Consider the following 17,148-nt stretch of genomic DNA (forward strand, 5'->3'; position numbering starts at 1 on the left):
TGGGTGTGCGAACGCTGAATGGCGGGATTCGGCCGCTCAGCGATCAGAGCTGAGGACCTTGCTGATCGCATCGGATGCCGTCTTTGCAGCCTGTTTGGGGTCCCGGCCGGAGAGGACGGCGGTCATGAATGGCTTGATCGGGTTCTTTGCCTCGACCTCGGCCCAGCGGGGGGAATTGGGGGTGGCGCGGCCCTGGGCGGCGCCGAAGGTCATGGCGGTGGCGCCCTCGTTGCCCTGGACGATGTGGGCGAGGGTGGTCTTGTTGGGAACGTAGCTCATGGTGCGGGCGAGTTCGGTCTGCCACTTCTCGCTGACGAGTGCGGTGATCACGTCGACGGCCTCGCGCCGGTTCCGGGTGTTCTCCGGGATGATCAGGTCCGAGCCGCCGGTGAAGACGGCGCCGGGCTTGTCGGAGGTCTTGCCGGGGATCGGGAAGAAGCCGAGCTTGCCCTTGAGGGCGGGGTTGGCGGCTTCGATCTGGGCGACCTGGGCGGGCGGGGCGATGATCTGGGCGATCTGGCCGCGGGCGAAGACCTCGGACTGCGGGGGTGTTTCCTCGTCGGCGTTGTCGGGGCCCTCGCCGAGGGCGTGCAGCTGCTTGTAGAAGTCCATGCCGGCGAGGGCCTGTTCGGTGTCGAGGGTGCCGGTCCACACGCCGCCGCCCTCGACGGCGAGTTCGCCGCCCTCGTCCCAGATGAACCCGGCCAGTACGTACCAGTTCTGCCCGGCCAGGTAGATGCCCTGCTGGTCGCCCTTGTCGAGCTTCCTGGTCGCCGTCAGCCATTCCTGTCTGTTCTTCGGCAGCTCCTTGATGCCGGCGGCGGCGAAGAGGTCCTTGTTGTAGATCACCACGCGGTTGGCGGCGTACCAGGGGACGCCGTACCGGGCGCCGTTGACGGTGGCGGGGTCGGCGAGGCCCTTGAGCCAGTCCTTGCTGCCCCATTCGCGGACCCCTTCGAGGGTCAGCTCGGAGAGGCCGCCGGTCTCGATGTACCGGGCGACCTGGGTGTTGCCGACCTCGATGACGTCGGCGGGCTCCGTGGCGGTGCCCTTGAGGACGGCGTTGACCTTGTCACCGATGCCGGTCCACTCCTGGATCTTTATCTCCAGGTCGACGCCCGGGTGCTCCCGTTCGTAACTCTCGGTGAACTTCTGGATGAAATCGTCCGAGGCGCTGCCCTTCATGAGCCAGAGGGTCACCTGTTCGGACCCGTCGTCCGAGCCGGGGAGCATGCCGCACGCCGTGAGGGAGGTCGCCGCGACGAGGGCGGTGCACAGGGCAAGGAAGCGCATCTTCACGAAGGTCACCTTCTGGGCTCGATCAAAGATGGCTTGAAATTGGCATAGACCAAGTTCCGGATCAAGGGCCTTTCGCCGGGGATTCTCCACACATATCTCGCGGACCAGACCGTACTGGGGCACCGTGGAACAAGGTACGGATCAAGGCACCGCTCACACCGTCGGGAGAACTCCATGTCCAACCACACCTACCGCGTGACCGAGATCGTCGGGACCTCCCACGAAGGCCTCGACCAGGCGATCCGCAACGGCATCGCCCGGGCCGGACAGCACCTTCGCAACCTCGACTGGTTCGAGGTCACGCAGATGCGCGGGCACATCGAGAACGGCGAGATCGCGCACTACCAGGTGGGTCTGAAGGTCGGCTTCCGGCTCGACGGCGAGGGCTGACACAGGGCGGACGAAGGACGACGGGCCGGCGCGGGCGGGCGTGCCTCGGGTGTCGGGTCGCAGGTCCCGGCCGTCAGGTCCGGCCCTCGCCCTCCTGCGCCTGCTGAAGCTCCGGCGCCTCGGCCGCCCAGTCGGCGAGCACCACGGTGAACCCGGCGGCCCGCGCCGCCTGGCAGACCAGCTCGTCGTCGTCCACCAGCATCCGCACCTCCCGGCCGCGGGCGAGCCGGCCCAGCACCTCCAGCTTGGTGACCCGGGCCGGCCGGCGGTCCGCATTGCCGCGCATCCACACCCGCCCCTCCGGCAGCCCGTGCCGCTCCAGCCACTCCAGGGTGTCCCGGCGGCACCGTTCCGGGCGCCCGGTCAGATACGCCACCTCGCAGTCGGCGGCGCTCTCCAGCGCCAGCGCCACCCCGCGCGGCAGCGGCGGGTCGGCCGGGGCCGCGGCGAAGAACCCGGCCCAGTTCCGGGGCCGGCGCTCCAGGAAGTGCTGCCGATGCGCGGTGTCGGCCAGGGTGTTGTCGAGGTCGAAGACGGCCAGCGGCCGGCGCACGGGGCTTGATTCGCTCATACGTGCCAGCCTAGGGCCGGGAGCAGGGGCGGCAGCAGGCCCCTCCGTGCTGCCGGGAATCCTGCCGTCCCCCGCGCGTTGACACCCGTATGAGGCCGATGATCCGGAAGCTCTCGATACTCGACCGGTCCCGCATCCGCCGGGGCTCGGACGGACCCGCGGCGCTGCGCGACACCGTGGCGCTCGCCCGGCGGGCCGAGGCCCTCGGCTACCGCCGGTTCTGGGTGTCGGAGCACCACAGCGTGCCGGGGGTGGCGGGATCCGCCCCGACCGTGCTGGCCGCCGCGGTCGCCGCCGCCACCGAACGGATCCGGGTCGGCACCGGCGGGGTGATGCTGCCCAACCACCAGCCGCTGGTGGTCGCGGAGCAGTTCGGCGTGCTGGAGTCGCTCTTCCCGGGCCGTATCGACATGGGCCTCGGCCGCTCCGTGGGGTTCACCGGCGGGATCCGGCGGGCACTGGGCCGTGACACCGCGGACGCCGAGGCCTTCGAGGACCGGCTGGCGGAGCTGCTCGGCTGGTTCGACGGCAACCGGAAGGACCATCCCGAGGTGCACGCCCGGCCCGCCGAGGGCCTGCGGATCCCGGCGTTCGTCCTGGCGACCGGCGAAGGCGCGGGCATCGCGGCCCGGGCGGGCCTGCCACTGGTGGTGGGCGATGTACGGAACCGGGAGCGGGTCCTGGAGCTGATCGGGAGCTACCGGCGGGAGTTCCGCGCTTCGGCCTGGGGCGAGCGCCCGTACGTGATCGCCTCCGGCACGGTGGCGGTGGCCGCCACCACGGAAGCCGCCCGGCAGCTGCTGGTCCCGGAGGCGTGGTCGATGGCGTACGCGCGCACCCACGGCAGTTTCCCGCCGCTGGTTCCCGCGGAAGAGGTCGCGGGGCTGGCCATGTCGGCGAAGGAGCGGGAGCTGTTCGAGAAGGCCATGGCCGGGCACATCCACGGCACGGCGGAGCGGGTCGCGGCGGACCTGGCCGAGCTGGCGGATGCGACCGGGGCGGACGAGCTGCTGGTGACCACGTCGGCCTACGACCGCGAGGCGCTGCTGGACTCCTTCACCCGGCTCGCCCGGCTGGCCGGACTCTGAGCACCGGGCGGGTGGACGGGTGGACGGGTGGACGGGTGGGTCCCGGGGGCTGCTGTGACGTTGCATATGCACGATCCGGGAGGGGCGGCTGGGACGGGGCGCGTCAATCAGAGAAAACGATTCACTCACCCATCGGAGTGAAGTTTCGTGCGCGACCGAAGCTCGTAAATTCTGCTGGACAGAGGGGTTTTCCCGAACAAGGGGCCGCCCATCTGGGGTTCTTCGGCAGTTGACGTTGGTACACCGATCATCCGCCCATTCACTTTCCCATTCCGCCGTCTCGGTGAGCCTTTAGCGGGACGGCATGGGGGTCCGGCTCCGGGTAGATTCGCCTCCCCGAACCCATCATGGCAACGGCCCCGGGCGCTCCAACGCCCAGGGCCGTCTGCCGAGCCAAGGAGGACACCCCTTGACCGACTCGTTACGCCGCCTGATCTCCGCCTTGCACGCATGGATCACGGCGCTACGTACGCGGATTATCCCGCAGCTCCCCCGTCCGCAAACAGACTTGCGCATGACGTCCGGATCTCCTTCCTTCGGTGCCTGCATGGGGGTCAGCCTGGCCCTCTACCTGGCGGCGGGACCCGGCGTTCTCCAGGTCATCGGGCTCGCGCTGGCCCTGCGGGCACTCGGCCGGCAGGGAGGCTGAGCGTCCGCGGCGGCCGGGGCACCCCATCGGGGTGCCCCGGCCGCGCTCACCCCATCAGGGGACGGCGCGGCAGCAAGAACCCCTCTAGCATGGGCACTTCGAACCAGTGCAACTCCTGACCAGGGTTGAGGGGCGGGCCCGATGCACCACGACGTGCACAGACCGAGCGTTGCGCGGATGTACGACTGGCTGCTGGGCGGTATCGACAACTATCCGCCCGATCAGCAGGTGTGCCGGGATCTGCTCGACATCGCCCCCGGTTCCCGCGCCGCCGCCCGCACCAACCGCGCCTTCCTGAGCCGGGTCGTCGAGGTGCTCGCGCGCGAGCACGGAGTCCGCCAGTTCCTGGAGCACGGATGCGGACTGCCGGCCGGTGACAACGTCCACGAGGTGGCCCAGCGCGTCGATCCCGCAGCCCGGGTGGTGTACGTGGACAACGATCCGCTGGTCGTGGCACACGCCCGGGCCCGGCTCGTGGAGAACTCCCGTACCGCCGTGGTGGATGCCGATGTCCGCGACACCGCCGCCATCTTCGCCGATCCCGCCGTCCGGCGGCTGATCCGGCCGGGGGAACCGACCGCCGCCCTGTTCGTCTCGGTCGCCCAGTGCCTCGGCGACCAGGACGTGGCCGCCATGATCGAACGGGTGAAACAGCAGCTGGGGCCGGGCGGCTTCCTGGTGATGACCCAGCCCACCAGCCCGGACCCGGTGGTGCGCAGCCGGGTCACCGCCCTGATGCGGGAGGCCACTTCGGGGCAGTGGGGCCGGCTGCGCGAGCCCGAGGACGTACGGGACTGCCTGGCGGGGCTCGACATCATCGGGCCCGGACTCGGCGATGTCGCGGACTGGCTGCCCGAGCGGCGCCGTGGGATCCGCGCGCACGAGGCGGAGTTGATCGCATGGGGCGGGGCCGGACGGCTGCCCGGTCAGAGTTCGGCATCGGATTCGGCGAGCCGCTTCTCGTAGTGGGCGATCCGCTCGTCCAGCAGTGCCAGGGTCTCCTCCAGGCTCACCGCCTGGTCCATGAGCTGGTCCAGAACACTGCGGTAGCGCTGGACCGGCCCGGCCGTGGTCACGTAGTCGGCGCTCTCCATCTGTTCCAGATAGACGAGTTCGCTGGGTCCGCCGTCCGCGAAGGTGAGATGGGTGAGCGGAAAGCTGGGGGCGATGCCCACGTTCTCGTGGTCGTACCGCAGCACCCGGACGTTCGCTCTGGGCATGTTCTCCCCGGCGATCTCGCGGAGCCACTTGAGCTGTTCGCACATCACCGCGAAGCCGCCCACGGGCCGGTAGAGCACGCTCTCGTCGAGGATGGCGATGAGCTCGGGCCGCTCCGGTTTGGACAGGAGGGCCTGCCGGTCACGGCGCACCCTGACGTAACGATCCACCTCCACCTGGTCCCCCTGCTCTCCGACCGCCAGGGCGACCAGGGCCTGGGAGTAGCGGCGGGTCTGCAGCAGTCCGGGGACCACATGGGTCTCGTACACCGTGATCCTGGCCGCCTCGGCCTCCAGCGTGATCAGCCGGCGGAGGAATCCGGGCGTCAGATCGCTGTACCTGCGGCGGCCCTTGTGTTCGGCGAGGACCTGGCTGAGCAGCTCGTGGATCTCGTCCTGCCCGGCCTCGTCGACCCGGTAGTGGCGGACGAGGTCCCAGACGTCCTTCTCCTTCGGCGGGCTCTCACCCCGCTCCAGACGGCTCAGCTTGGAGGAGGATCCACGGATCTTGTCCGCCGCCTCGACGAGCGACATGTGCGCGTTCAACCGGTGCTTGCGGAGCTCGTCGCCCAGGGAACGCGCCGCGAACTCGCGGCCGACGGCGCTGACGGACGAACGGCCGACGGGCATGCGTGCTCCTTGTTGACTGAAAACCACTTCAGCGGCACAGTTTGGAACCCGCACGCCCGCCCTTCAAGCGATGGCCATGGCGTGACCCTACGCACTCACCTCGTGCAGGCGATCGAATTCCCCGGCCCCGGCGCCCGCCACGAAGGCCGTCATTTCATCCCGGGTGAAGATCAGGGCCGGCCCCGCCGGAAAGCGCGAATTGCGCACCGCGAAATCTCCCCCGGGAAGGGCAGCCACCTCCACACAGTTGCCGATCCCCGAACTGGCGCTGCTCTTCACCCAGCGCACGGACGGAATCCTGTCCGCTTCCACACCGTTCTCGAACCGCATATCGCCCACCTTTTCGATTCCCGTACGCGACCGCCGACCCGTCCCATATGCAAGGACATCGGACCGGAATTCGGGATGAGCCTAGTCAGGCATTCCTGCCGGGTATGTCCCCCGTAAGGGTGTGCCCCCTCCGAAGAGACTGACGACCATCCCCTAAACTGGGACGAATGCACCAGCCCACCGACGCGTACATCCGCGTCCGGGGCGCCCGGGAGCACAATCTGCGCGGGGTCGACGTGGACATTCCGCGCGACGCGCTGACCGTGTTCACCGGAGTCTCCGGATCCGGCAAGTCCTCCCTCGCCTTCGGAACCGTCTACGCGGAAGCCCAGCGCCGCTACTTCGAGTCGGTGGCGCCGTACGCCCGGCGGCTGATCCACCAGATCGGGGCGCCGAAGGTGGACTCGATCACCGGGCTGCCGCCCGCCGTCTCCCTGGAGCAGCGCCGGTCCGCGCCCGGATCGCGGTCCTCGGTGGGCACCGTCACCCTGCTCTCCAACTCGCTGCGGATGCTGTTCTCCCGGGCCGGCGACTACCCGCCCGGGGCCGCGCGGCTCGATTCGGACGCCTTCTCGGCGAACACGGCCGCCGGGGCCTGCCCCGAATGCCACGGCCTCGGGCGGATCCACCGCACCAGCGAGGAACTGCTGGTTCCCGACCCGGAACTGACGATCCGGCAGGGTGCCATTGCGGCCTGGCCCGGGGCATGGCAGGGCAAGAACCTGCGGGACATCCTGGACACCCTCGGCCACGATGTGGACCGGCCGTGGCGGGAACTGCCGGCCGAGGAGCGGCGGTGGATCCTGTTCACCGAGGAGCAGCCGGTGGTGACCGTGCATCCGGTGCGTGAGGCCGACCGGATCCAACGCCCTTACCAGGGCACCTATATGAGCGCCCACCGCTGGGTGATGCGGACCTTCGCCGACAGCAAGAGCGCCTCCCTGCGGGCGCGGGCGGAACGGTTCCTCACGGATGCGCCCTGCCCGGTGTGCCGGGGCAGCCGACTGCGGGCCGAGGCACTCGCGGTGACCATCGCCGGCCGCACCATCGCCGAGCTGGCGGCGCTGCCGCTGACCGAGCTGGACGCGGTACTGGAGGACGTACCGGCGGCGGACGGGCCGGGCGGCGGGGCCGCCCGGGTCCTGACCGCGGACCTGCGCTCCCGGATCCGCCCGGTCACCGAGCTGGGCCTGGGCTACCTGAGCCTGGACCGGACCGCGCCGAGCCTGTCGGCCGGTGAGCTGCAGCGGCTGCGGCTGGCCACCCAGCTGCGGTCCGGGCTGTTCGGGGTGGTGTACGTACTGGACGAGCCCTCGGCGGGACTGCATCCCGCGGACACCGAGGCGCTGCTCGGCGTACTGGACCGGCTGAAGGAGACCGGGAACACGGTGTTCGTGGTGGAGCACCATCTGGATGTGGTGCGGCACGCGGACTGGCTGGTGGACGTGGGGCCGCTGGCCGGGGAGCACGGCGGGCGGGTGCTGCACAGCGGGCCCCCGGCCGGGCTCGAGGGCCTGGCGGAGTCGGCGACCGCCCGACATCTGTTCGCGCAGCCGGTGTCCGAGGCCGCCCCGGAAGAGCGGCCGGTGCGCCGTCCGTCCGGGTCACTCCGGGTGTCCGGAGTCCACCGGAACAATCTGCAGGACCTGTCCGCGGAGTTCCCCCTCGGGGTGTTCACGGCGGTCACCGGGGTCTCGGGATCGGGGAAGTCCACGCTGGTCGGGAGCGTGCTGGCGGAGACCGCGGCCGACCGGATCGCCGGCGCGGACGACGGTTTCCCGGTACGCCGGCTGGTGGCGGTGGACCAGAAGCCGATCGGCCGGACCCCCCGGTCCAATCTGGCCACGTACACCGGGCTGTTCGATGTCGTCCGCAGGCTGTTCACGGCGAGCGAGGAGGCCCGGGCCCGCGGCTGGAAGGCCGGCCGGTTCTCCTTCAACGTGGCGGGCGGCCGGTGTGAAACCTGCCAGGGCGAGGGTTTCGTCTCGGTGGAGCTGCTGTTCCTGCCCAGTACGTACGCCCCGTGCCCGGAGTGCGCGGGCGCCCGCTACAACGCCGAGACCTTGGCGGTACGCCACCGGGGCCTGAACATCGCCGAGGTGCTGGGGCTGACCGTGGAGTCGGCCGCGGAGTTCTTCGCGGACACCCCGGCGGCGGCGCGCAGCCTGCGGGCCCTGTCGGACATCGGCCTCGGCTATCTGCGGCTGGGCCAGCCGGCCACCGAACTGTCGGGCGGCGAGGCACAGCGGATCAAGCTGGCGACGGAACTACAGCGGCTGCGCCGGGACCACACCCTGTACCTGCTGGACGAGCCGACCACCGGGCTGCACCCGGCGGATGTGCAGGTGCTGCTGCGGCAGTTGCACGGGCTGGTCGACGGCGGGCACACCGTGGTGGTCGTGGAGCACGACATGGCGGTGGTCGCGAGTGCGGACTGGGTGATCGATCTGGGGCCGGGCGGCGGCACGGACGGCGGCCGGGTGATGGCCGCCGGCTCCCCGGCGCAGGTGGCCCGGGCAGCGGGCAGCCGCACGGCCGCATACCTCGCCCGCGTCCTGTGACCGCCTCCGGCCGGGGGCGTCCCACCCCGGCTGTGCGAACCCCGGGCCCCGTGTGAAGGCAGAGCCGCGCGGCCGGGCATGTCCGGGCGGCGGCCGGGCCGTGCCCGGCCAGGGCCTACGCGTCGCCGGGGAGGAGGCGTTGGCCCAGTTCGCGGAAGCTCCATTCGCCGCGGCGGCGGGTGAACAGCCACACCAGGTCGTGGCGGTCCGGCCAGCCGGACGGCACGGAGGGCACCCGGTCCGCGCCCAGCGCGTGGATCAGCCGGGGGATGCCGGTGTGCTCCCAGCAGATCAGGACCGGCGCGGGGGCGGCCAGGGCGGCACGGGCCAGGGCCGCCTCCTTGCCGGCGGGGATCTCCGCGCGGACCGGCAGGCCCAGCGCCTCGGCCAGGCCGGCCACGGTCTGGCGGGACCGGGCGACCGGCCCGGCCGGGGCGAACACGGCGGCCGGCCGGGGCAGCACGGCCCCGCGGTCCGGTGCGAACAGCCGGGGCAGTTCCTCCGCGCGGCGGTGCCCGCGGCCGGCCAGCGATCCGGGGTCGTCGTTGCCTTCCTCGTCCTCGCCGGTGTCACCCGCGTACGGCTTCTCCGCGTGCCGGATCAGCATGATCAGGGTGTCCTTGACCTCTGCCTGCGGCGGACCGGCGGCCGGTCCGCGGGCGGGGTCCTCGGCGGAACAGCCGGCCAGGCCGGCCGCGAGCGGGGCGAGCGCGGCCAGCACGGTGCGGCGCCGGGGGCCGGCCGGGACGGATGCGTCTGCCATGCGCCTCACTGTCGCCCATGCCCGGGAGCCCCTCGGGGCGCGGCACGTCGTACGGGGTGCCGGTCAGCCGATCGGCGCACCCGGCCCGGCGTCCGGGCGCTCGTACGGGGAGGGGACCGGGTAGTACGCCTCCAGGAAGGCGGCCACGGCCCGCTGCTGCTCGGCCGGGGTCAGCTCGTCCCCGGCGTCGTCGGCCAGGCAGAAGGCATCGGCCCAGCGGTGGTGGACCAGGTCCGGGAGCCGGTGGATGTCGTCCTTCCAGCCGGTCCCGAAGTACTCGTGGGCGAGGTCGCCCTCGACGGCGCGGCCGGTGGCCAGGCCGAGGTGCAGGGCGAGTGTGACCGGGGCCAGGTCGGTGGCGCTGCGGAAGGCGGAGCGGCTGGTGGCGGCGAGCTGCTCGGGGAAGCGCTCCTCGGCGGCGGCGCAGAGGGAGCGGCTCAGCGGGTAGGGGGTGTGCGCCAGGATGCGGACGTACGTACGGCCTGCGGCTTCTTCCACGGCGTGCCGGGTGGCCTTCTGCGAGGCGGTGTAGACGTCGTCCTCGGCGCCCGCCGTGTCCGGCGGGATGGCCCGCCAGTCGTGGAACACCTTGGGCAGGCCGGAGGGGAGGTAGTAGCCGGCGGGCTGCTGGGGGCGGCCCACGAAGATGTCGTCGTTGAAGTAGAGGAAGTGCTCGGCCAGCCCGGGGATGCGGTGCAGCTGGGTTTCGATGGCGTGCGAGTTGAAGACGGGGAGGGCCGCCGGATCGGCGAAGAGCTCCTCGTGGCGCACCACCGTGAGGCCGGGGTGGTCGGTGACCAGCCAGTCGGGGGTGGGGTTGTCGGTGACCAGGAAGATCCGGCGGATCCAGGGCGCGTAGGCGGCGATGGCGCGCAGGCAGTAGCGCAGCTCGCCGCGGTCGCGGTAGCGGTGGTCGGCGTCGTCGAAGGGGGTGGCGCCGTCGGGGCCGTCCAGGGCGGCGCGGGCCTCAAGCCGACGCCGGTTCCATGCGGGGTCGGCGGCGTCCACCCAGGTGATCACGGCGTCGACGGGGAAGTCGACGTCGGCGGCAAAGCTGCGGGCGAAGGCGTCGACGACCGGGTAGTCGCGGTCTCCGACGCGGGTGGTGGCGGTGGCCTCCAGGGAGGGCACCCACCAGCCGTAGGGGGTTTCACGGAGGGCGGCGATACCGCCGGTGCCGTCGCCGTCCGGGTCCCAGAACTCCAGCTCGCAGCCGTGGTCGGAGCCGTAGTGGAGGGTGCGGCCGGTGGTGACGACGGGCTGGTAGAGGCGGATGCCCTTGACGCGGACGCCTGCGGCGGGCGGCTCGTCGGTGGCTGTATCTGCTGTGTCTGCTGCGTCTGCTGCGTCTGCGGGCCGATTCTCGATCTCCGCGACCGCCTCCGGAAGGCGTTCCGCCAGGACGTTCCCGAGCTCCCCCTCGTCGCCGAGGAGCTGCGCGTACACCGGCAGGCCGGTGAACGCCTCGGCCCAGGCCTTGAGCGCCGGCTCCCGGTCTCCGGGGGCGACCGCGACCCGGTGCAGCAGGCCGCCGTCCGGTACCAGGCCGTAGGTCAGCCCGGCCGCCTCCAGGACCTCGGCGGCGGCGCGCAGGTTGCCGTCGCGGGCGGCGCCGGGCAGCAGGTCGTCGCGGATCCGGGCGAGCCGGCCGCGGTGGCGGACCACCCCGGGCAGCGCCTCCAGCAGCTCGTCCTCGCGGGTCTTCGGCGGCGCGGGCGCCGCCCCGGCGGCCGGGTCGGTCAGCCGTTCTCGCCGGTCGGCGCCGGGCTGGGACGGTACGGCGGACCGCAGGACGGCAATGGCTCCCGGGGTCCGGCTGAGCACCGCCCGCGCCACGCGACGGATCTTCTGCGGCAACGGAAGGCAGTTCTTGCCACGCATCGGTCACCTCGTGGGTATGTGCCGGTTGCAGGGCACCCGAGGTGACGGGACCTGGCAGGGGCGGATGCCGGTGTTCACCCCCACCCTTCCTGCCATTCATGATCCATTCAAGGGGCGGTTGCCTCTTCAACCGCGTTTGCGCGCGGCGCGGAGCCATTCCCGGTTCATGGCGGCGATGGACGGCAGCGGGATGCCCTTCGGGCAGGCCGTGGCGCATTCGCCGGTGAGGGTGCAGCCGCCGAAGCCCTCGGCGTCCATGGTGGCCACCATGTCCAGCACCCGGGACTCGCGCTCGGGCGCGCCCTGCGGCAGTACGTTGAGGTGGTTGACCTTGGCGGAGGTGAACAGCATCGCCGAGCCGTTCGGGCAGGCCGCCACACAGGCGCCGCAGCCTATGCACTCGGCGTGCTCGAAGGCCTGGTCTGCGTCGGCCTTGGGCACGGCGGTGGCGTGGGCCTCGGGGGCCGAGCCGGTCGGGGCGGTGATGTAGCCGCCGGCCTGGATGATCCGGTCGAAGGCCGTCCGGTCCACCACCAGGTCCTTGATCACCGGGAAGGCGGATGCCCGCCAGGGCTCGACGTCGATGGTGTCGCCGTCGGCGAAGGAGCGCATGTGCAGCTGGCAGGTGGTGGTCCGCTCGGGGCCGTGGGCATCCCCGTTGATCACCAGGCTGCAGGCTCCGCAGATGCCCTCGCGGCAGTCGTGGTCGAAGGCGACCGGGTCCTCCCCGCGCAGGATGAGGTCCTCGTTGAGGGTGTCGAGCATCTCCAGGAAGGACATGTCGGCAGATATGTCCTCGACCTGGTAGGTGACCATGCTGCCGGGGGCGTCTGCGTCGGGCTGCCGCCAGACGCGCAGGTTGAGCTTCATGCGTAGCTCCGCTGGGTGGGGTGGACGTACTCGAAGACCAGGGATTCCTTGTGGAGGACGGGCGCGGCGCCGGCACCGGTGAACTCCCAGGCGGCGGCGTAGCCGAATTCCTCGTCCCGGCGGGCGGCCTCGCCGTCCGGGGTCTGGGACTCCTCGCGGAAGTGGCCGCCGCAGGATTCCGCGCGGTGCAGGGCGTCGAGGCACATGAGCTCGGCGAGCTCGAGGTAGTCGACGATGCGGTTGGCCTTCTCCAGTGACTGGTTGAACTCTTCGCCGCGGCCCGGCACCTTGATCCGGCGCCAGAACTCCTCACGGATCTCGGGGATGCGGGCCAGGGCCTTGCGCAGGCCGGCATCGGTGCGGGCCATGCCGCAGTACTCCCACATCAGCTCGCCGATCTCCCGGTGGAAGGAGTCGGGGGTCCGGTCTCCGTCGACCGCGAGCAGCCGCTCGAGGCGCTCGCGGGTCTCGGCGACGACGGCCTGCGCCTCGGGGTGGCCGGCGTCGACGGTGTCGTGGTGGGGGTTGCGGGCGAGGTAGTCGTTGATGGTGGAGGGGAGGACGAAGTAGCCGTCGGCCAGGCCCTGCATGAGCGCGGAGGCGCCGAGGCGGTTGGCTCCGTGGTCGGAGAAGTTGGCCTCGCCGATGGCGAACAGGCCGGGGACGGTGGTCTGGAGGTCGTAGTCGACCCAGAGGCCGCCCATCGTGTAGTGCACGGCGGGGTAGATCCGCATCGGGACCTCGTAGGGGTTCTCCGCGGTGATCCGCTCGTACATGTCGAAGAGGTTGCCGTACTTCTCGGCGACCTTGTCCTTGCCCATACGGCGGATGGCGTCGGCGAAGTCGAGGTAGACGCCCTGGCCGCCGGGACCGACGCCGCGGCCTTCGTCGCAGACGTTCTTGGCGGCGCGGGAGGCGATGTCGCGGGGGACGAGGTTGCCGAAGGAGGGGTAGATGCGCTCCAGGTAGTAGTCGCGCTCCTCCTCGGGGATCTCGGCGGCGGGGCGGGTGTCGCCCTCGGCCTTGGGGACCCAGATGCGTCCGTCGTTGCGGAGCGACTCGCTCATCAGGGTCAGCTTGGACTGGTGGTCGCCGGTGCGCGGGATGCAGGTGGGGTGGATCTGGGTGAAGCAGGGGTTGCCGAAGTACGCGCCGCGCCGGTGCGCCCGCCAGACGGCGGTCGCGTTGGAGTTCATGGCGTTGGTGGAGAGGTAGAAGACGTTGCCGTAGCCGCCGGAGGCGAGGACGACGGCGTCCGCGAAGTACGGGGTGATCTCGCCGGTGATCAGGTCGCGGGCGACGATGCCGCGGGCCCGGCCGTCGACCACGATCAGGTCGAGCATCTCGGTGCGGGCGTGCATCTCGACGTTGCCTGCGGCGATCTGCCGGGACAGGGCCTGGTAGGCGCCGAGGAGCAGCTGCTGGCCGGTCTGGCCGCGGGCGTAGAAGGTACGGGAGACCTGGACGCCGCCGAAGGAGCGGGTGTCGAGGAGGCCGCCGTACTCGCGGGCGAAGGGAACGCCCTGGGCCACGCACTGGTCGATGATCTCGACGGATATCTGGGCGAGGCGGTGGACGTTGGACTCGCGGGCGCGGAAGTCGCCGCCCTTGACGGTGTCGTAGAAGAGGCGGTGGACGGAGTCGCCGTCGTTGCGGTAGTTCTTGGCGGCGTTGATGCCGCCCTGGGCGGCGATGGAGTGGGCGCGGCGGGGCGAGTCGGAGAAGCAGAACTGGACCACGTGGTAGCCCTGTTCGGCGAGGGTGGCGCCGGCCGAGCCGCCGGCCAGTCCGGTTCCGACGACGATCACGGAGTGCTTGCGCCGGTTGGCCGGGTTGACCAGCTTGGCCTCGAAGCGGCGGCGGTCCCAGCGGTCGGCGATCGGTCCCTCGGGGGCCTTGGTGTCGGCGAGAGGCGCGCCGGTGGTGTAGTCGGTGTACGTGGCGTGGGTGCTCATGGTCAGTTCACCAGTCCGGTCATGACGGCAATGGGTACGGAGACGAAGCCCGCGGTCAGGACGAGGGCCAGCAGGTTGGCCAGGGTCTTGAGCAGCTTGTCGCGGCGGGCGTTGCCGGCGCCGAGGGTCTGGGCTGCGCTCCAGAAGCCGTGCCGGACGTGCAGGCCCATGGCGACCATTGCGGTGAGGTAGATCGTGTTGCCGTACCAGGTGGAGAAGGAGGCGACCACGTTTTCGTACGGGTGGCCCTCCAGGGCGCGCTCGTTGACGGTGAGCGTGGTCAGGTCGAGGATGTGCCAGACGATGAAGAGCCCGAGGATCACCCCTCCCCAGCGCATGGTGCGGGTGGCGTAGCTCGCGCGGCGGCGCTTGTGGGCGTACTTCACCGGGCGGGCCTTGATGTCGCGGCGGCTGAGCTGGTACGCGGAGACGGCGTGGGCGGTCACGGCGGCGAGCAGGACCACGCGGGCGGTCCACAGTCCCCAGTGGCTGTGGAGGAAGGGCTCCCCCATGTGGCGCAGCCAGCGGCCGTAGGCGTTGAACTCGTCCGGTCCGAAGAAGATCTTCAGATTGCCGAGCATGTGCACGACCAGGTAGCCGAGCATGATCAGCCCGGACACCGCCATCACGGTCTTCTTGCCGAGAGTGGAGTTCCAGAGGGAAGGAGGCGTTCGCGTTGCCAGAGCCATGCCATCGACGGTACGGACGGAGGGCCCGAAAGGTCCAAGACATGATGATGGTGATGTTGATAGGCAATGGCTATGCAGAATCTATGCTGGTGCCATGCAGTTCCAGCAGCTGGTGTACTTCGTGGCCGTGGCCGAAACCCGCCATTTCACTCGCGCCGCCGAGCGGGTGCACGTGGCCCAGCCCTCCCTGTCGCAGCAGATCAGGGCGCTGGAGCGGGAGCTCGGCGCGGAGCTGTTCAGCCGGGCCCGCGGGAACATCCAGCTGACGGACGCCGGTGAGGCGCTGCTGCCGCTGGCCCGGCGGATCCTCGCGGACGCCGACACGGCGCGGCTCGAAGTACAGGAACTGGCGCAGTTGCAGCGCGGCCGGGTGCGGCTGGGGGCCACGCCGAGCCTGTGCACCGGGCTGCTGCCGGGGGTGCTGCGGGCCTACCACTCCGCGCATCCGGGGATCCAGCTGCTGATCGAGGAGAGCGGCTCGCACGATCTGGTGCGGGAGCTCGCGCGGGGGGCGCTGGACCTGGCCCTGATCACCCTGCCGCTGCCCTCGGCCGCCCCCGCCCTGACCACCGTGGAACTGCTGACGGAGGACCTGGTGGTGATCTCCTCGGCCGAACTGCCGGCGCCGGGGGGCGGCGGTCCGCTGGGCATCGGGGACCTGCGGGACGAGCCGATGGTGATGTTCCGGCACGGCTACGACCTGCGGGAACTGACCGTGGCCGCCTGCCGGGCGGAGGGTTTCGAGCCGGTGTTCACGGTGGAGGGCGGCGAGATGGACGCGGTCCTGGGCTTTGTACGGGCCGGGCTCGGGCTCGCGGTGGTTCCGGCGATGGTTGCCGAGCACGCGGGGCCGGGGCTGCGGGTGACCTTGCTGGCCGCGTCACCGTTGCGGCGTACGATCGCGCTCGCGCACCGCACGGACGTGGGCCCGCCGCGTGCGGCGCGCGAACTGAAGCGGATGCTGCTGGCCGGGTCACGAAGCGGGTGACGGGGACGACGGCGGCGGGGTGCCCCGCTGGACGGCCGCCGGCAGGTTGTAGACGTGGTCCGGGGTGACGATCTGGGTGATCGCCTGTCCAAAGAGCGTGCTCGGCTCCTCCTGCTGCGGCCCGTACCCGATGTCGGTGTTGAGCATCACCACCAGGGTGGCCTGCTCCTCGGGCAGGTGGATCGTGAGTGTCTGGTAGCCCGGCAGCGAGCCGTTGTGGCCGATCCAGCCCTGCACGTCGAAGATGCCCAGTCCGTATCCGGCACCGGGGATGACGGTGGGCGGAGTGGTGAGCCGCTGCTTCTGCATCTCGGGGCTGAGCATCCGCTTGCCGTCCGGGAAGACTCCGGTGGCCACGGTCTTCCCCCAGGTTCTCAGGTCGCGCAGGTCGGAGATCATGGCGCCGGCCGCCCAGCCCCAGGAGGGGTCCCAGTCGGTGGCGTTCTCGGTCTTCCCGGTGGCGGTCTGGTTGGTGTAGCCCTGGGCGTGCGGGGCCGGGAACTCCGCACCCTGCGGGAAGCTGGTACGGCTCATCCCGGCGGGGTTCAGGATGTGGTCGTGGATATAGGCGCCCAGGGGCTGACCGGAGATCTTCTCGACCACCAGGCCCAGCAGGATCAGGTTGGTGTTGGAGTAGTTGAACTCCGCGCCGGGTTCGAACAGGATCGGCTTGGGCGCGCCGAAGGCGTAGTCGAGCAGTTGCTGCGGGGTGTAAGAGCTCTGCGGATCGCTGGTCAGCGCCTTGTAGAAGGCCTCGGTCTGGGTGTAGCTGAGCAGTCCGCTGCGCATGCCCGCCAGTTGACGGAGGGTGACCCGGTCCCCGTTGGGGACGTCCGCGATGTACTTGCCGATGGGGTCGTCCAGGCCGACTTTGCCCTGCTCGGCGAGCTGGAGCAGGGCGGTCACGGTGAACATCTTGGTCTCGCTGCCGATCCGCTGGTAGATGTTCGTGGTCATCGGCGCGCCGGTGCTCTTGTCGGCCACGCCGAAGGCCTGTACGTACGCGCCCTTGCCGGGGGCCCAGAGCCCCACCACGACGCCGGGGACCGCGGCTTTCTTCATCACGTCCCGGACCGCCGTGTCCAGCTTGGCCTTCACCGAGTCGTCGAGCACCGGGAAGTCGCCGGCGGGAGAGGGCTGCGCGGTGGCGGTCGGCTCCGGGGTGGGCTGCGCGAGGTACGCGCCGGCACCGGACACCGGTACGGCCAACAGCCCTGCCGCGGCGAGCCCCACGCACGCCGTGCGGCACACCATGAGACGGCTCTTC

At 71.1% G+C, this 17,148-nt stretch carries 15 protein-coding genes; 5 read left to right on the top strand and 10 right to left on the bottom strand.

From position 1 onward, the window contains the following. Positions 1–36: 36 nt before the first annotated feature. Positions 37–1,299 carry an extracellular solute-binding protein gene (locus DEJ50_RS03865; RefSeq protein WP_411757574.1) on the bottom strand — a complete coding sequence of 421 codons (1,263 nt, stop codon included), beginning with the start codon at positions 1,297–1,299 and terminating at the stop codon, positions 37–39. Positions 1,300–1,473: 174 nt separating this feature from the next. Here DEJ50_RS03865 and DEJ50_RS03870 point away from each other — a divergent pair, with 174 nt between their 5' ends. Then, a complete protein-coding gene (locus tag DEJ50_RS03870) occupies positions 1,474–1,689 on the top strand; it encodes a dodecin (protein ID WP_150205985.1) in 216 nt (71 codons plus the stop codon). 73 nt (positions 1,690–1,762) lie between these two features. On the opposite strand, the gene DEJ50_RS03875 is transcribed toward DEJ50_RS03870, so the two are convergent. Next, entirely contained in the window at positions 1,763–2,260 is a 498-nt protein-coding gene (locus tag DEJ50_RS03875) for a hypothetical protein (protein ID WP_150205987.1), read from the bottom strand. Positions 2,261–2,358: 98 nt separating this feature from the next. Between DEJ50_RS03875 and DEJ50_RS03880 the strand changes: the two genes are divergently transcribed. Next, positions 2,359–3,348, top strand: a complete 990-nt coding sequence (locus DEJ50_RS03880) for an MsnO8 family LLM class oxidoreductase (RefSeq protein ID WP_190344258.1) — start codon at positions 2,359–2,361, stop codon at positions 3,346–3,348. A gap of 790 nt (positions 3,349–4,138) precedes the next feature. After that, positions 4,139–4,963 (top strand): SAM-dependent methyltransferase, encoded by an 825-nt coding sequence (locus tag DEJ50_RS03885; RefSeq protein ID WP_150205991.1) that lies wholly within the window; start codon positions 4,139–4,141, stop codon positions 4,961–4,963. On the opposite strand, the gene DEJ50_RS03890 is transcribed toward DEJ50_RS03885, so the two are convergent. After that, positions 4,924–5,844: a helix-turn-helix domain-containing protein gene (locus tag DEJ50_RS03890; protein WP_150205993.1), complete on the bottom strand. Its 921-nt coding sequence runs from the start codon at positions 5,842–5,844 to the stop codon at positions 4,924–4,926. The genes DEJ50_RS03885 and DEJ50_RS03890 overlap by 40 nt on opposite strands. 87 nt (positions 5,845–5,931) lie before the next feature. Further along, entirely contained in the window at positions 5,932–6,174 is a 243-nt protein-coding gene (locus tag DEJ50_RS03895) for a DUF397 domain-containing protein (protein WP_150205995.1), read from the bottom strand. Between the two features lie 167 nt (positions 6,175–6,341). Here DEJ50_RS03895 and DEJ50_RS03900 point away from each other — a divergent pair, with 167 nt between their 5' ends. Then, positions 6,342–8,735 (top strand): excinuclease ABC subunit UvrA, encoded by a 2,394-nt coding sequence (locus DEJ50_RS03900; RefSeq protein WP_150205997.1) that lies wholly within the window; start codon positions 6,342–6,344, stop codon positions 8,733–8,735. 115 nt (positions 8,736–8,850) lie between these two features. Here DEJ50_RS03900 and DEJ50_RS03905 read toward each other — a convergent pair whose 3' ends face one another. The 5 genes from DEJ50_RS03905 to DEJ50_RS03925 form a co-directional block, all read right to left on the bottom strand. Then, a complete protein-coding gene (locus DEJ50_RS03905; RefSeq protein ID WP_223837579.1) occupies positions 8,851–9,498 on the bottom strand; it encodes a phosphoglycerate mutase family protein in 648 nt (215 codons plus the stop codon). Between the two features lie 63 nt (positions 9,499–9,561). Next, on the bottom strand, positions 9,562–11,379 hold the full coding sequence (locus DEJ50_RS35145; protein WP_150205999.1) for a stealth family protein: 1,818 nt from the start codon (positions 11,377–11,379) through the stop codon (positions 9,562–9,564). Between the two features lie 126 nt (positions 11,380–11,505). Further along, positions 11,506–12,249 (bottom strand): succinate dehydrogenase/fumarate reductase iron-sulfur subunit, encoded by a 744-nt coding sequence (locus DEJ50_RS03915; RefSeq protein WP_150206001.1) that lies wholly within the window; start codon positions 12,247–12,249, stop codon positions 11,506–11,508. Then, a complete protein-coding gene (locus DEJ50_RS03920) occupies positions 12,246–14,204 on the bottom strand; it encodes a fumarate reductase/succinate dehydrogenase flavoprotein subunit (RefSeq protein ID WP_150206003.1) in 1,959 nt (652 codons plus the stop codon). Before DEJ50_RS03920 ends, DEJ50_RS03915 begins: the two co-directional genes overlap by 4 nt. A gap of 2 nt (positions 14,205–14,206) precedes the next feature. Next, positions 14,207–14,893, bottom strand: coding sequence for a succinate dehydrogenase cytochrome b subunit (locus tag DEJ50_RS03925; RefSeq protein ID WP_150206005.1), 687 nt, complete (start codon positions 14,891–14,893; stop codon positions 14,207–14,209). 94 nt (positions 14,894–14,987) lie between these two features. On the opposite strand from DEJ50_RS03925, the gene DEJ50_RS03930 reads away from it, so the two are divergent. Beyond that, positions 14,988–15,881 (top strand): LysR family transcriptional regulator, encoded by an 894-nt coding sequence (locus tag DEJ50_RS03930; protein WP_150206007.1) that lies wholly within the window; start codon positions 14,988–14,990, stop codon positions 15,879–15,881. Here the strand turns inward: DEJ50_RS03930 and DEJ50_RS03935 are convergent. Then, a complete protein-coding gene (locus DEJ50_RS03935) occupies positions 15,867–17,135 on the bottom strand; it encodes a serine hydrolase domain-containing protein (protein ID WP_150211878.1) in 1,269 nt (422 codons plus the stop codon). The two genes, DEJ50_RS03930 and DEJ50_RS03935, sit on opposite strands and share 15 nt — an antisense overlap. Positions 17,136–17,148: the final 13 nt, after the last annotated feature.

Source organism: Streptomyces venezuelae (assembly GCF_008642295.1).
Lineage (GTDB): Bacteria > Actinomycetota > Actinomycetes > Streptomycetales > Streptomycetaceae > Streptomyces > Streptomyces venezuelae_C.

Coding starts and splice junctions, on each gene's coding strand:
- DEJ50_RS03870 (WP_150205985.1), top strand. CDS start 1,474: ATGTCCAACCACACCTACCGCGTGACCGAGATCGTCGGGACCTCCCAC.
- DEJ50_RS03875 (WP_150205987.1), bottom strand. CDS start 2,260: ATGAGCGAATCAAGCCCCGTGCGCCGGCCGCTGGCCGTCTTCGACCTC.
- DEJ50_RS03880 (WP_190344258.1), top strand. CDS start 2,359: ATGATCCGGAAGCTCTCGATACTCGACCGGTCCCGCATCCGCCGGGGC.
- DEJ50_RS03885 (WP_150205991.1), top strand. CDS start 4,139: ATGCACCACGACGTGCACAGACCGAGCGTTGCGCGGATGTACGACTGG.
- DEJ50_RS03890 (WP_150205993.1), bottom strand. CDS start 5,844: ATGCCCGTCGGCCGTTCGTCCGTCAGCGCCGTCGGCCGCGAGTTCGCG.
- DEJ50_RS03895 (WP_150205995.1), bottom strand. CDS start 6,174: ATGCGGTTCGAGAACGGTGTGGAAGCGGACAGGATTCCGTCCGTGCGC.
- DEJ50_RS03900 (WP_150205997.1), top strand. CDS start 6,342: ATGCACCAGCCCACCGACGCGTACATCCGCGTCCGGGGCGCCCGGGAG.
- DEJ50_RS03905 (WP_223837579.1), bottom strand. CDS start 9,498: ATGGCAGACGCATCCGTCCCGGCCGGCCCCCGGCGCCGCACCGTGCTG.
- DEJ50_RS35145 (WP_150205999.1), bottom strand. CDS start 11,379: ATGCGTGGCAAGAACTGCCTTCCGTTGCCGCAGAAGATCCGTCGCGTG.
- DEJ50_RS03915 (WP_150206001.1), bottom strand. CDS start 12,249: ATGAAGCTCAACCTGCGCGTCTGGCGGCAGCCCGACGCAGACGCCCCC.
- DEJ50_RS03920 (WP_150206003.1), bottom strand. CDS start 14,204: ATGAGCACCCACGCCACGTACACCGACTACACCACCGGCGCGCCTCTC.
- DEJ50_RS03925 (WP_150206005.1), bottom strand. CDS start 14,893: ATGGCTCTGGCAACGCGAACGCCTCCTTCCCTCTGGAACTCCACTCTC.
- DEJ50_RS03930 (WP_150206007.1), top strand. CDS start 14,988: ATGCAGTTCCAGCAGCTGGTGTACTTCGTGGCCGTGGCCGAAACCCGC.
- DEJ50_RS03935 (WP_150211878.1), bottom strand. CDS start 17,135: ATGGTGTGCCGCACGGCGTGCGTGGGGCTCGCCGCGGCAGGGCTGTTG.